This window comes from Nitrincola sp. A-D6 (assembly GCF_000764495.1).
Taxonomy (GTDB): Bacteria; Pseudomonadota; Gammaproteobacteria; order Pseudomonadales; family Balneatricaceae; genus Nitrincola.
The window spans coordinates 40,814-54,923 of the sequence record NZ_JRLB01000022.1; the positions used below are offsets into that span (position 1 = coordinate 40,814).

Annotated in this window: 14 protein-coding genes, 1 rRNA gene and 4 pseudogenes; 9 read left to right on the forward strand and 10 right to left on the reverse strand. The window is 50.4% G+C overall.

From position 1 onward, the window contains the following. Positions 1-52: 52 nt before the first annotated feature. From rpmG to LH51_RS04505, 3 genes are all read right to left on the reverse strand, one after another. Positions 53-223: a 50S ribosomal protein L33 gene (gene rpmG, locus LH51_RS04495; protein WP_036511775.1), complete on the reverse strand. Its 171-nt coding sequence runs from the start codon at positions 221-223 to the stop codon at positions 53-55. An 11-nt stretch (positions 224-234) separates the two neighbouring features. Beyond that, positions 235-471, reverse strand: coding sequence for a 50S ribosomal protein L28 (gene rpmB, locus LH51_RS04500; RefSeq protein WP_036520164.1), 237 nt, complete (start codon positions 469-471; stop codon positions 235-237). A 263-nt stretch (positions 472-734) separates the two neighbouring features. Continuing rightward, positions 735-866 (reverse strand): entericidin A/B family lipoprotein, encoded by a 132-nt coding sequence (locus LH51_RS04505; protein WP_036520166.1) that lies wholly within the window; start codon positions 864-866, stop codon positions 735-737. A gap of 337 nt (positions 867-1,203) precedes the next feature. On the opposite strand from LH51_RS04505, the gene LH51_RS04510 reads away from it, so the two are divergent. After that, complete coding sequence (locus LH51_RS04510; RefSeq protein WP_036520167.1) at positions 1,204-1,563, forward strand: 2Fe-2S iron-sulfur cluster-binding protein; 360 nt, start codon at positions 1,204-1,206, stop codon at positions 1,561-1,563. A 55-nt stretch (positions 1,564-1,618) separates the two neighbouring features. Here LH51_RS04510 and radC read toward each other — a convergent pair whose 3' ends face one another. Beyond that, the gene (gene radC, locus LH51_RS04515; protein WP_036520169.1) at positions 1,619-2,293 is read right to left on the reverse strand and encodes a RadC family protein; all 675 of its coding nucleotides are present in this window, start codon (positions 2,291-2,293) and stop codon (positions 1,619-1,621) included. 119 nt (positions 2,294-2,412) lie between these two features. Between radC and coaBC the strand changes: the two are divergent. The 5 genes and pseudogenes from coaBC (at position 2,413) to slmA (ending at position 7,064) form a co-directional block, all read left to right on the forward strand. After that, positions 2,413-3,643 (forward strand): annotated as a pseudogene (coaBC, locus tag LH51_RS04520) (bifunctional phosphopantothenoylcysteine decarboxylase/phosphopantothenate--cysteine ligase CoaBC). Next, positions 3,624-4,085, forward strand: a complete 462-nt coding sequence (gene dut / locus LH51_RS04525) for a dUTP diphosphatase (RefSeq protein ID WP_036520170.1) — start codon at positions 3,624-3,626, stop codon at positions 4,083-4,085. The pseudogene coaBC and the gene dut overlap by 20 nt, the downstream one beginning before the upstream one ends. Positions 4,086-4,111: 26 nt before the next feature. Next, positions 4,112-5,500, forward strand: a complete 1,389-nt coding sequence (locus LH51_RS04530; RefSeq protein WP_036520196.1) for a phosphomannomutase/phosphoglucomutase — start codon at positions 4,112-4,114, stop codon at positions 5,498-5,500. 29 nt (positions 5,501-5,529) lie between these two features. Beyond that, positions 5,530-6,431: pseudogene (argB, locus tag LH51_RS04535) on the forward strand (acetylglutamate kinase). A gap of 19 nt (positions 6,432-6,450) precedes the next feature. Beyond that, positions 6,451-7,064 (forward strand): annotated as a pseudogene (gene slmA / locus LH51_RS04540) (nucleoid occlusion factor SlmA). On the opposite strand, the gene LH51_RS04545 reads toward slmA, so the two are convergent. From LH51_RS04545 to gpmI, 4 genes and pseudogenes are all read right to left on the reverse strand, one after another. Then, a complete protein-coding gene (locus LH51_RS04545) occupies positions 7,035-7,880 on the reverse strand; it encodes a divergent polysaccharide deacetylase family protein (RefSeq protein ID WP_144244172.1) in 846 nt (281 codons plus the stop codon). The pseudogene slmA and the gene LH51_RS04545 overlap by 30 nt on opposite strands. 7 nt (positions 7,881-7,887) lie before the next feature. Then, positions 7,888-9,171, reverse strand: a complete 1,284-nt coding sequence (locus tag LH51_RS04550; RefSeq protein ID WP_036520171.1) for a S41 family peptidase — start codon at positions 9,169-9,171, stop codon at positions 7,888-7,890. Positions 9,172-9,193: 22 nt separating this feature from the next. Then, on the reverse strand, positions 9,194-10,333 hold the full coding sequence (locus tag LH51_RS04555) for a murein hydrolase activator EnvC family protein (RefSeq protein WP_081960657.1): 1,140 nt from the start codon (positions 10,331-10,333) through the stop codon (positions 9,194-9,196). 8 nt (positions 10,334-10,341) lie between these two features. Then, positions 10,342-11,894, reverse strand: a pseudogene (gene gpmI / locus LH51_RS04560) (2,3-bisphosphoglycerate-independent phosphoglycerate mutase). A 226-nt stretch (positions 11,895-12,120) separates the two neighbouring features. Here gpmI and LH51_RS04565 point away from each other — a divergent pair. From LH51_RS04565 to secB, 3 genes are read left to right on the forward strand one after another with little or no spacing between them, the layout of a single operon-like run. Next, a complete protein-coding gene (locus LH51_RS04565; RefSeq protein WP_268746523.1) occupies positions 12,121-12,462 on the forward strand; it encodes a rhodanese-like domain-containing protein in 342 nt (113 codons plus the stop codon). Between the two features lie 3 nt (positions 12,463-12,465). Continuing rightward, a complete protein-coding gene (gene grxC, locus LH51_RS04570; RefSeq protein ID WP_036520172.1) occupies positions 12,466-12,726 on the forward strand; it encodes a glutaredoxin 3 in 261 nt (86 codons plus the stop codon). Positions 12,727-12,743: 17 nt separating this feature from the next. After that, on the forward strand, positions 12,744-13,232 hold the full coding sequence (secB, locus tag LH51_RS04575; RefSeq protein WP_036520173.1) for a protein-export chaperone SecB: 489 nt from the start codon (positions 12,744-12,746) through the stop codon (positions 13,230-13,232). 40 nt (positions 13,233-13,272) lie between these two features. Here the strand turns inward: secB and LH51_RS04580 are convergent, their stop codons facing one another. Both LH51_RS04580 and rrf read right to left on the reverse strand, forming a co-directional pair. Further along, on the reverse strand, positions 13,273-13,935 hold the full coding sequence (locus LH51_RS04580; protein WP_036520174.1) for a tRNA-uridine aminocarboxypropyltransferase: 663 nt from the start codon (positions 13,933-13,935) through the stop codon (positions 13,273-13,275). 68 nt (positions 13,936-14,003) lie between these two features. Continuing rightward, a 5S ribosomal RNA gene (gene rrf / locus LH51_RS04585) occupies positions 14,004-14,110 on the reverse strand; the annotation flags it as partial.

The window sequence follows — 14,110 nt, forward strand, 5'->3', positions numbered from 1 at the left end:
CGCACAAAGCCCGGAACCAGGTCCGGGCTTTGTTAAGAAAATCCAGAATCAATTACTTGATTTTAGCTTCTTTGTAGATCACATGCTTGCGAACAACCGGATCGTATTTCTTGAATTCGAATTTATCCGGGGTGTTGCGCTTGTTTTTGTCAGTTGTGTAGAAGTGACCTGTTCCGGCTGAGGAAACCAGGCGAATCTTCTCACGAGCACCTTTTGCTGCCATCGTCTAGCTCCTTAAACCTTTTCGCCACGGGCACGCAGTTCAGTCAGAACTGGATCGATACCCTTTTTATCAATGATACGCATACCTTTAGAAGACACACGTAAGCGTACAAAGCGGTTTTCACTTTCAACCCAAAAACGGTGCCAATGCAGGTTTGGCAAAAAACGACGGCGCGTTTTGCGATTTGAGTGGGAAACATTGTTTCCGGTGATCGGGCGCTTACCCGTTACCATGCAAACTCGAGACATTACATCAATCCTGATTCTGTAAGTTACTGTAACCCTATCCGATGTTTATTGAGAGCAAATACACTACTCTCTCAGGCGGAGCGTCCTATATACAAGACAGAATACCATACCATTAAGGGATAGAAGGGCGCACATTATACTCAATTCCTGCACACAAGCCAGCTTTCTGATGATTTTTTCACCAGCACCGATCGACTGAGACTAAATACCAGCAGAAAACTCAGGCTGTGGGCTGCGCCCTATGCACAGATGTAACCAAGCTATCAGTCTTGGGCGGCATCTTCCAGAGCTTCACCACCGCGCTGAACATCCTTGCCTACACCCTCAACGGTATTACAACCCGACAATACAAACGCGGCCATTAACAGCAGAAATACAATCGATTGCTTTTTCATATGCTTAAACCTTATTTAGTTTGCAGTACACCAGCTGCTGATGCAGCAAGATTATCCAGCAGTATCCAGTATAGCAGCATTACACATCTGTAATGCACAATCATATAACACCAACCAAATCAGCTTTTGTCAGGTTTGCTGCATGTATTGAGCTAAACCTGACAAACAAAACACTATAACTTACGAAGACAGTTGTAACTCCTGAGTTAATAAGAGCTTTCAGCCAACCCGATTAAGAAAATCCTGCCTGGTACAAAAATTGCTCATCTCTGGTACGACCCACTCAAGGCCGTCATTCACACCATAAAACCTGTCACAACAATGAGGAACGTAACTTATGGCACATGTAACCTTTAAAAGCAGCCTGCATCAAGACAAACGCAGCTATGCCGTCGCGGGTAGCCACACACAAACCGTTTTACAAATGGCAAAAGAAAATCATATCCCAATTGACTTCGGTTGCCAGAATGGCGAGTGCGGCACTTGTCTGGTTGAAGTTACCAGTCTGGATCAAACCCGTCCGATGGGTGGCCCCTTAAACCCGCGTGAAACCACTGTTTTGAAAGAGATGGGCAAGATAAGCCAGGCTCAGATAGATAAAATGCTCGTCGATGACATTCCTCCATCACCCTGGCGGTTGGCCTGTCAGATGATTATGCGCGATGAAGATATTCTGGTTGAATACCCCAGCGAATAGCTCAACCAACCGAACCGCATCGTCAGGTGCGGTTGGTTAACCCCAAAACGGTCAATTACAGCCAACCGCGCTCGGCAAAAGACACCACCTCGGTATCACCAATGACCATATGATCTAACACGCGAATATCTACCAAAGATAAGGCTTCACAAAGTCTCTCGGTAATCTGTCGATCCGCCTGAGACGGTTCAGCAATACCGGAAGGATGGTTATGCGACAGTATCAGCGCCGCTGCATTACACTCAAGCGCTAACTTGACCACCTCACGAGGATATACAGAGGCCGCATTAATGGTACCGTAGAACAACGCTTCATAGCGTATCACCCGGTGACGGTTATCCAGCAGCAGACAGGCAAACACTTCCCTTGGTTCATGGCGCAAACGAGCCGACAGGTATTGTCGAACCGCCTGAGGGCTTTCCAATGCCGAATCTCTCACCAAGCATGCCTCAAGGTGACGCCGCGACATCTCCATCACCGCTTGTAATTGCGCATACTTGGCGCGTCCCAGCCCCGGGGCATGACAAAAGGCCGTTTCGTTGCACTCCATCAGCGGCCTGAGCCCACCGAAATGCGCCAGCAGCTCACGCGCCAGATCTACGGCGGTTTTACCACTGACACCCGTGCGCAGAAAAATCGCCAGAAGCTCTGCATCAGACAAGGCCGCCGCCCCCTGTGCCAACAGCTTTTCTCTTGGGCGTTCAGCTTCAGGCCAGTCTCGAATAGTCATATTCACCTCCTTGTGGTGTACAAGGGCAAGTTCCGTCCTGCCCCGCTCTACGCAAATGCACAATGAGATGGTATCTTAGCGTCTTATTTCATTGCTTGGAACCTTCGGACCTCCCGGGTATGCATAGACTTACTAACAGACAAATTCTGATCGGAATAACCGGTGGTATTGCGGCTTATAAAAGTGCCGAGCTGACTCGCTTGCTGAAAAAGGCCGGGGCGGATGTACGCATTGTTATGACGCCGGCCGCAACAGAGTTTATTACCCCCCTGACACTGCCAGGCACTTTCCGGCCACCCTGTACACCTCCACCTGCTTGATCCCGAAGCAGAAGCCGGCATGGGACATATAGAGCTGGCAAAATGGGCTGACCTGATCCTGATAGCACCGGCCAGCGCCGACTTTATTGCCCGCTGTGCGGCAGGTATGGGTAATGACCTGCTCACAACCCTGTGTCTGGCAACAACCGCACCGGTCTGCCTGGCTCCCGCGATGAATCAGGCGATGTGGCGAGACCCACATACGCAAAGCAATATCGACTCGCTAAAAGCCACCGGCATGAAAGTGTTTGGTCCCGATTCAGGCGAACAGGCCTGTGGCGATACAGGACCAGGTCGGATGCTGGAACCCCAGTCACTGGCGGAACTCGCCGCTGCTGAATTTGAGCACCTGGCACTCAGTGGTAAAACGGTGTTTATTACCGCTGGCCCAACCCGCGAGCCACTTGATCCCGTAAGGTTTATATCCAATCACAGCTCCGGCAAAATGGGCTATGCCCTGGCGCAGGCCGCTGTGGATGCCGGAGCGCGGGTCAAGCTGATCAGCGGTCCGGTCAATCTGACGGCACCTGAACGGGTTGAGTGCATACAGGTTGAGACAGCTGAAGAGATGCTAACAGCGTCAATGGAAGGTATAAACAGCTGCGACCTGTTTATCGGTGCGGCTGCCGTAGCCGATTACCGACCTGTTGCCGTTGCTGAGCACAAGATCAAAAAGGGTAACGAAGAGATCATGGAGCTGCGGCTGGTCAAAAATCCCGATATTATTGCCAGTGTTGCTGCCTTAACTCAGCGCCCCTTTACCGTAGGATTTGCCGCTGAAACCCATGATCTACTGAATTATGCACGCAGCAAACTGGCGCGCAAAAAGCTTGATTTGATTATTGCTAATGATGTGTCTGTAGCTGGGATAGGCTTTAACAGTGACGAAAACCGGGTGACGCTGGTCAGTAACACTCATGAAGTAGAGTTACCACAAACATCAAAACGGCTGCTGGCACGACAGCTTATCGAACAGATCGCTCAACACTTTAACGAACAGATGACACTCAATGAAAAAATTACAGGTTAAAATTCTCGACCCCCGCATTGGAACAAGTTTCCCGCTGCCCAGCTACGCCACTCCGGGATCAGCCGGACTGGATTTACGTGCCTGTCTGGATCAAGCCTTGACACTGCAACCTGGCCAAACTGAATTGATCCCAACCGGATTGGCCATACACATTGAAGATCCACAACTCTGTGCCATGATTCTGCCGCGCTCCGGTCTGGGCCATAAGCACGGCATCGTGCTGGGCAACCTGGTCGGTCTGATCGACTCGGATTATCAGGGCCAGTTATTTGTTTCCTGCTGGAACCGTAGCGATACAGCCTTTGTTATGGAACCCGGCGAGCGCATGGCACAACTGGTACTCGTTCCAGTGGTGCAGGCAGACTTTGAGCTTGTCAGTGAGTTTACTGACAGTGATCGTGGCGATGGTGGCTTTGGCTCATCAGGCGCCACTGAAAAATGACTTTCAAACTAACAGATGGAGTTGACGTGAACTATTTACTGACTGATTTTGATAGCGAAGTTTTCCGCGCTTACGATATTCGCGGTATTGCTGGTACGGCCCTGTCCGATGCGCTGGTCTGGCATCTGGGCCGCGCCTTTGCTGCCCAGGCGCAACACCAGGGCGTGAAACAGGTTGTTGTTGCCGCTGACGGGCGCTTATCCAGCCCAGCCTTTAAACAACTGCTCAGTGACGGCTTGCTGGCGGGTGGCTGTGATGTACTGGATATAGGCTATGTACCGACCCCAACCCTCTACTATGCGGCACATCAGCAAGCTGATAAAACCGGCATCATGATTACCGGCAGCCACAATCCCGCTGACTACAATGGCTTCAAGATGATGTTGGCTGGGCATACCCTGTCAGGAGACGACATCCAGGCATTACGCCAGCGTATTGAGCAACAGAACTACACAGAGGGAGAGGGACAGCTAGCCCAGCAGGATATTGCTGAAGACTATCTGCAAAGAATCACCTCGGATGTTGTGCTGAAACGCCCACTAAAAGTCGTGGTGGACTGCGGCAATGGCATTCCCGGCAATCTGGCTCCGGAGCTGATCAAACGCCTGGGCTGTGAGGTTATCCCGCTATTTTGTGATGTCGATGGCACCTTCCCCAACCACCACCCAGATCCCGGTAAACTGAAAAACCTGCAGGATGTCATCCGGGCGGTAGCCGAACACAAGGCTGATCTGGGCCTGGCGTTTGATGGCGATGGAGACCGTGTCGGTGTCGTCACCGACCAGGGGCATGTGGTGTATCCGGATCGGGTGATGATGCTGTTTGCTGAAGATGTACTGGCTCGCAACCCCGGCGCTGAGATACTGTTTGATGTCAAATGCTCACGCTTGCTACCCAAAATCATCGAAGCCGCTGGCGGCAAGGCCACTATGTGGAAAACCGGGCATTCACTGATCAAACAGCAGATGAAAGCCTGTGGCGCCCAACTGGCGGGTGAAATGAGCGGGCATATCTTCTTTAAAGAACGCTGGTTCGGTTTTGATGATGGCCTGTATAGTGCCGCACGCCTGCTGGAAATCCTGTCAGCCCGCGAAGACAGCGCTGAAGCCATCTTCAAGGCCTATCCAGAGGATATCAGCACCCCGGAAATCAACATTGAAGTGCGTGACGACAACAAATTTGCGCTGGTTGCAGCATTGCAGGCGCTCACTTTTGAAGGCGGTCAGACCAGCCACATTGATGGCGTGCGTGTGGATTATACCGATGGCTGGGGTCTGGTTCGTGCTTCCAACACTACACCGGTATTGGTGCTGCGCTTTGAAGCTGAAACAGAAGCTGCTCTCAATCGTATCCGTGAGACCTTTCAGGCACGCTTGCATCAGGTAGACAGCAACCTGATGATCCCACTCGAATAACAACACAGACTCTAAACCAGGTAATGAATATGCCACTTACACGTCAACAAGCTATTGATACCTCGAAAATTCTGAGTGAGGCCATGCCTTATATTCAGAAATTTGCCGGCAAAACTATTGTTATCAAGTACGGCGGCAACGCCATGACTGATGAAAAACTCAAGGCCAGCTTTGCCCGCGATATCGTGATGATGAAACTGATCGGTATGAACCCTATCGTTGTTCACGGTGGGGGGCCACAGATAGGCAATCTGCTGGAACAGCTCAATATTGAATCTCACTTTGTCAACGGCATGCGCGTCACCGACTCGAAAACCATGGATGTGGTCGAAATGGTATTGGGTGGTATGGTCAACAAGGAAATCGTCGGCTTGATCAACAATGCCGGTGGTAAAGCCATAGGCCTGACCGGCAAGGATGGTGAGTTACTGCGAGCGCGTAAGCTACGGGTAAAACATAAAACACCTGAAATGGAGGCCCCGGAAATTATCGATATAGGCCATGTTGGTGAGGTCGAAAGCGTCAACATTAAAGTCCTGCATATGCTGGAAAACTCCGATTTCATTCCAGTAATTGCACCCATCGGGGTTGGCGCAGATGGTCACGCCTATAATATCAATGCTGACCTGGTAGCCGGCAAGGTTGCCGAAGTGCTGATGGCGGAAAAACTGATTCTGTTAACCAATATCGCTGGATTAATGGACAAGGAAGGCAAAGTACTGACCGGGCTCTCAACCCGCCAGGTAGATGCCTTAATCGAAGATGGTACTATCTATGGCGGTATGCTACCGAAAATTGACTGTGCCTGAGTGCGGTTAAGTCCGGTGTAAATACAGCACATATCATCGATGGACGGGTAGAACATGCCTGTATGCTGGAAATCTTTACCGATGAAGGTGTCGGCACCCTGATTACCAACAAATCTTTATAAACCCTCAGGGACCAAATGAATGACTGATAAGCAGCAGTTGAAAATCTCCCGTCGTGAGCAGATCCTTCAAGCACTGGCGCAGATGCTGGAAGTAAACCCCGGCCAACGCATCACCACGCAGCCTTAGCCCGTGAAGTTGGCGTGTCTGAGGCAGCCCTCTATCGTCACTTTCCCAGTAAAGCACGGATGTTCGAGGGCCTGATCGGTTTTATCGAAGAAACACTCTTCACCCGCATCAGACTGATCGTGACCTCGGATGCCAACGGCATACGTCAGTGTGAACAAATTTTAACTCTATTATTGGCATTTGTAGAAAAAAATCCGGGTATGGCCAGGATTCTAACGGCTGATGCGCTGTCAGGTGAAACCGACAGACTGCGCAGCCAGGTCAATCAACTGTTTGAGCGCATGGAAACTCAACTGAAACAGATCATGCGTGAAGCGGAGCAAAAGGAAGGGATTAGAACCCGTATTCCGGCAGGTTCCTGTGCAAACCTGCTGATGGCAACAGCTGAAGGGCGGATACGTCAGTTTGTACGCAGTGAATTTCGCCGCCGTCCAACCGAACACTGGCCGGAACAGTGGCCTCGCTTGGCTGAAGGGTTATTCCGGCGTGACACGCAAAATGGATGAGGAGCCAGCAGACGGCTCATCAACTCGCTGAGCCGTCTGCAGCTTACGCTGCTGATACTGATGCAAGCGCTGCAGATCGGCTTCCTGCATCAAAAAAGCAGATGCCGAAACCAACTGAATACCTAACTCATCCAGCAAAGGCAAGCCCTGTTTCAGGTACTCCACAGTCACGGGATAGGGATGCCCTATTACCACGACCGAACCCTCCGTTTTTGCCACCTCTATCGCATGAAGGAACTGCTGCTCAACATAGTCAGCGGTGACTTCATGATCCAGAAATACCTTGCGCTCCAGTACCGGTACGCGCTCTTCTCTGGCAATATCAGCAGCCAGGGTTTCAGCCGTGGTTCGGCTGTCTAGGTAAAAAAGATCACGTTCACGAGCAACCTCCATCACCCAGCGCATCGGCTGTTCCTGTTGTGTCAACAGGCTACCCATGTGGTTATTCAAGCCACGTGCTCGTGGCAGGGAGTCCAGGTTACTATTGAGTACCTGCTTAAACTCCTGCTCCGATAAGTGTGGATACAGACCACCAGGACCCAGGGGGAGATTAGCCAGATTAGCCATAGGCGCATGCAAAATAATTTCTTTACCGCGCAGCTCTGCCAGACGAGCCAGGTGAGTCGCATGAGGCGTAAACGGTAGCACCGCGTAGGTCACCGGCCCTGGAAGCGCAAGTATTGCCTGCCCCTGCATCAAATTAGGACCCAGATCGTCAATCACCAGCACCATGCGAGGCGATAGCTCATCTCCCCAGAGTGGCAGACACAGTAAACTCGCCCAGAGCAATAACCCGCTGTATATCCTGTTTTTCAAACGAGTCTCAGCCTCTGTCTGGCCGCAAAATGTTAAGTGCCTTGAGCAAATTCAGTGCCTCATAAAGCTGGTAATCACGTTGCCCAAGCGGCTCTTCAGCTTCAACGTTGACTTCAGCCGGATTATTACCCTGTAAATGACCGCTTAAGTCACGTTCCCGAAGCTGACTTGCTTGCGCCTCAATGTGGGTAATACGCGCATCTTCCACGACCACATCCGGGTGTATGCCATCAGCCTGGATAGAACGTCCATTCGGCGTGTAGTAACGAGCTGTGGTTAATTTCACCCCACGATCGACACTCACCGGCAAGATAGTTTGTACCGAGCCTTTACCAAAGCTGTCTGTTCCCATAACAATTGCCCGACGGTGATCCTGCAAGGCACCAGCAACAATTTCTGACGCAGAGGCCGAACCGGCATTGATCAGCACCACCACAGGAATCTCACCGGCAGCCGTTTCCGGTGTGGCACTGAAACTCAGCTCAGAATTAGGCAGACGACCATCGGTATAAACGATCAATCCATCAGAGAGGAAAGCATCACTCACCTGAACTGCGGCTTGAAGCACTCCACCCGGGTTATTACGCAGATCCAAAACGATACCCTTGAGCTCCCCCATGGCCTTCAATGCTTCAATAGAACGAGTAAGTTGTTCAGCGGTATTATTCTGAAACTGGCTGATACGGATCATGCCATAGCTGGTTTCCAACAACCGATGTCGCACACTGGTCACACTGATTGACGCACGTTCCAGTGTTAACTCAAACGGCTTTTCTATGCCCTCTCGCATCAATGTCAAGGTGATACTGGTACCAATTTGACCACGCATTTTATCCACCGCCTCATTGAGGCTGACACCCTGAATCGACTCATCACCAATTTTAGTGATCAGATCACCGGCCTGGATTCCAGCTCGCTGCGCTGGCGTATCATCAATCGGTGCAATGACCCGGATAAAACCATCCTGCAAACCCACCTCAATACCCAAGCCGCCAAACTGCCCGGAAGTATGCACCTGTAAATTCTCATAGGCTTTGGCGTCCAGATAAGCCGAGTGAGGATCCAGACCACTTAGCATCCCGCGAATAGCATCCTCAAGCAGTTTTTTATCTGATACCGGCTCGACATAAGCCGACTTGATACGATCAAATACCTCGGCAAACAAACGCAACTCTTCTACTGGAATAGACACTGTTTCGGTATCAGCCTCTTCCGCCGCCACCAACTGAGAACAAATTAACGCAAACAGTGTAATCGGCAATAAAACGTGATACATGCGTAAACCTTTCATAACTCGATCCTTTGGTGCCAGTTTAAGGCTGTTTCAGCCATTGAGACGGATTTACCGGTGTTCCCTGATGACGGATAGAAAAATAAAGTCCGGTTTCTTCATTACCACCACTATTACCTGCCGTAGCGATAGCCTGTCCTGTTGTCACCCAATCGCCGGGTTCGAACAACAAGGTTTGGTTTTGACCATACAGGCTCATATAGCCCGAACCATGATCCAGTATCAGCACCAGCCCATAACCACGCAACCAGTCAGAAAATACTACACGCCCATGGTGGACCGCTTTGACCTCTGCACCCGCCTGGCCTGCAATCAACAACCCTTCAAAGGCAACACCGCTGCGCTGATGGCCATAGCTGCGTAGCAAGCGGCCCTGCAATGGCCAAGGCAATTCACCCTTTAACTTGGCAAACTGCTGGTTATCCTGTGCCAGTCGAGCCGCTTCCAGAGAGCGCTGGATATCGGCCAATAGTGCCTCAAGCTCTTCCTGGTCACGGCGAAGACTCTCAAGCCGCTGCTGCTCTTGCTGCTGAGCTCTGGCTAACTGTACTACCGCTGCCTGGCGATCGGCCCGCGCCTTTTCCAGTTGCTGCTGTTCAATTGCCAGTTGGGATCGTCTCTCAGCTATTTGCTGTTCGGTTGACCCTATCTGTATACGCGTTGTTCCCAAACTATCCAGTTGGTGCTGATAAGCCTGCAATTGTTCGGTCAACTCGGTATTCACATAATCATAATAGCGCAGCATACGACCCAGACGCTCAGGGTCTTCCTGCTTCAACAGCAATTGCAAGCGTGGTTGCCGCCCCTGACGATACTGTTCCTGAATCAACTGCTCAATCAAATCACGGCGTTCCTCCAGCGCAGCCTCAAGCTCCGTACGCTGGCTCTGCAAACCGTGCATATCTTCACCCAGTTGCAGCAACTCCTGATCAAGTGTACGTAACTCAGCCGTTACCCGACCTATGGCACGCTCAGCCTGTGCCAGTGCCTGCTGCTCATCCTGACGCTGCCGTTCTTGCTCTGCTATACGTTTTTGGACCTGTGCAACTTCCTGCTTCAGCCTGTCGAGCTGCACCTGGGTTGCCTGCTGATCCTGTGCCAAGACAGAGCCAGCACACATCAGCAGCCCAGGTAACAGAAAGACTAAAATACGCTTGAACACCAGGCGAATCAGCTTAAATCAACCAATGACTGCCCCGTCATCTCGGTGGGGGCTGAAGATCCATCAAGTACAGCAGGGTGGGCGCCAAATCACATAAGGCACCATCACGAAGCTGAACCTTCGCGGCCCGAGGTCCGTCATAAATAAGCGCTACAGGCCAGATAGTATGCGAGGTATGTGGCTGACCGGTTTGCGGGTCTTGCATCATCTCCACATTACCATGATCAGCTGTGATCAGCGTTTCGCCATCGACAGAGCGCATCGCCTCGAGAACCCGACCAATACATTGATCGACAACCTCAACGGCTTTAACGGCCGCATCAAACTTACCGGAATGCCCTACCATGTCACCATTGGCAAAATTACACACTATCAGGTCAAACCGGCGACTCTTAATGGCTTCAACAAGTTTATCAGTGACTTCAAAGGCACTCATCTCCGGCTTCAGGTCATAGGTGGCTACCTGAGGGGAGGGCACCAGGATGCGTTCTTCACCGGGGTAAACAGCTTCCTGTCCACCATTAAAGAAAAAGGTGACATGCGCGTACTTTTCCGTTTCCGAAATACGTAACTGCGTTTTACCTAATGTGGATAAATACTCACCCAGGTCATTATGCAGTGCTGTCGGTGGGAAAGCGCACTCAGCGTTAATATCGGCCGCATATTCAGTAAATGTCACATAGCTGACAAGTTCAGGCTGTTTTTGACGCTGAAAGCCACTAAATTCATCACCCTCAGTAAATGCCCGTGTAATTTCGCGCGCCCGGTCCGGACGAAAATTGGCAAAAATAATAGCATCTCCGTCACTGATAACCCCTTTGGGGTGACCTGACATATCGGTAATGACGGTGGGTTTGACAAATTCATCATTTTCATCACGCGTATAGGCTTCAACCAGCGCCTGCTGGGCTGATTGCGCATAAAACTCACCCTGCCCCAACGTCATTACATCATAGGCCTGCTGAACGCGATCCCAGCGGTTATCACGATCCATAGCATAATAACGCCCGGTGACCGTGGCGACCGCACCACAACCAAGGCGCTTGAACAAGGCATCAGCCTTTTCCAGTGAAGGCTCAGCCGAACGGGGTGGCATATCACGGCCATCCAGTATCGCATGCAGATAGACTTTTTTTATGCCCCGCTTGAACGCCATCTCAATCAGTGTAAACAAATGCATCTCGTGGCTATGTACGCCACCGGGAGACAAAAGCCCTGCTACGTGTAACGCCGTACCCTTTTCTAACACTTTGTCCATTGCGGCGGTCAACGCTGGATTTGTAAAGAAGTCGCCATCCTGAATGGATTTGGAAATACGGGTGAAGTTTTGATAAACCACCCGTCCAGCACCAATATTCATATGACCGACTTCTGAATTGCCCATCTGCCCTTCAGGTAATCCAACCGCCAAGCCAGATGTTGCAATACGCGAGTTAGGGTTAGAGGCCAGTAAAGCATCCCAGTTTGGAGTGTTAGCCGCATCGATTGCAGATGAAGGTGTTGACTCAACACCGAAACCATCAAGAATTATCAGTGCTTTGGTTGATCGATTATCGCTCATAGTCGGCCATCTGTTTCAGAAAGTGAAAAATATAATCATTTTACTGACTATCCGCCATTAAGGCTAACACAGATACGTTTAACCCTTATCCCCGGGAGTCGTACATTGTATACTTGCTAAAGTTATTTTTGAGTTCACAGAACGGAACCCCTGATGGAAAAATTTTGAGTTTGTTGGCAACCACCCTCTAATCGTCAGTGCCTGGCTGATCACACTTGCAGTTTTACTGTGGACAGAAAAAAGGAAATCCGGTCGTTCAGTTACACCAGCTGAAGCCACCCGTATGATCAACAAAGAATCGGCGGTGCTTCTGGATATTCGTACTAAAAAGGAATGGGATACAGGCTATATTGCCAACTCCCGACATATTCCGTTTGCAGAACTGGACAAGCGCATCACTGAGTTGGACAGTTTGAAGGACAAATCTATCATTATCGTCTGCAATCTGGGCCAGACGGCAGGTAGTGCAGGCAAGAAACTGAAAGCCAATGGTTTTACCGAGGTCACACGCCTGGCCGGTGGCATTACCGAGTGGAAAGCTCAGCATCTCCCTATAGTGAAGAAATAACCCATGGTTAAAATTACAATCTACACCACCCGAACCTGCCCTTTTTGTCATAGAGCAAAGTATCTGCTCGACAAGAAAAAAGCTGTTTATGAAGAGATAGATGTCGGCAGCTCACCCGAGTTACGCCAGGAAATGGTTCAGCGCAGTGGTCGCAACACGGTTCCGCAGATATTCATTAACAGCCTGCATGTCGGCGGTTGTGATGAGCTCTACGAACTGGATATAGAGAGCAAGCTGGATCCACTGCTCGATCAACCCGCTTAATTAAACCGACGAAGGATTTGTACCATGCCGAAAACCAAGCCACACCACAATTTGCATTACAGCGCGTCTTCCTTAAAGACGTTTCACTGGAAACACCTGAAGGCTCATCTGTTTTCACTAAAGGCTGGAAGCCCGATGTCAAACTGGACCTGAACAGCAAGACCAGTCGTCTAGATGACAGCCACTATGAAGTCGTACTGACATTGACGGTAACAATTAAAAATGATGGCGCTACGGCACTGTTGATAGAACTACAACAAGCTGGAATTTTTCTAATTAGCGGCCTTGAAGATCAGCAACTTGCACACACACTAGGCGCTTTTTGCCCAAGCATTCTGTTTCCTTATGCTCGTGAAGCCGTTGACAGTTTCATGACCCGTGCCAGCTTCCCTCCACTGATGCTTGCTCCGGTTAACTTTGACGCACTCTATGCACAGCAGTTGCAACAGAAAGCTGATCAGCAGAAAGCAGCTGAAGACAAACCGGCACCGGAAGAAACTCACTAAACCAGTGGACTTACACGCACGACAGCCGTAGCGATCAATATCACGTTGCGGCTGTCTGCAGATTCCTTCCTTTAGATGCGTAATAACGCTCATTGAACAACTTGAAGTTATGCATCAATGCACCCGCTCCTGCCTCATCTCCCATCTGTGCCAATAAAGCAACGGCCACCTCCGCTGTGCACAGGTGATGCTCAGGGCCCGAACTGCGCAGAAAATAGTGACTTCCTTCCAGTACACACGGCTCAATAACCGGCAGGTCCTGCAGGTACTCACTGTGTCTGAAGATACGTCTTGCCTGACGCCAGGTACCATCAGGTATCACAAAAAGTGGCCGACCTTCCAGTTCTAATGTATCTGTAATCATACGATGCTTATAGTCTGGCGCCTCTGGAAACACCAGGCAGACTGAACCTTTACGTTGTTCGAGCAATGTTTCGAACTCAGGCTGCATCTGCAACCGCTGCCATTCAGACACACCACTGCCAGGAAAGGTCTGTAAAATCTGTCTACCAGTATTAGATGGCTTATAAAACTCATTGTGATGCATCAGTAGCCAAAAATCAGCCGCAGGCTCAGCTACGCGAATATCGGCACAGATACAGTAAGCTTCAGCTAAACGACAGGTATCACAACGCACAACCTTGGAGCCGCGTGCATTAAATGGCTTACGTGGGAAAGGATAAACTGTTTCAGGAACAAGCATAAACAACCAACTCCTAAATATTAAAAAACCCCTGGCACGAAGTGACAGGGGTTTTTTAAGTATTAAGTGCCTGGCGATGACCTACTCTCACATGGGGAGACCCCACACTACCATCGGCGATGACGCGTTTCACTACTGAGTTCGGGATGGGATCAGGTGGTTCCACGTCTCTATG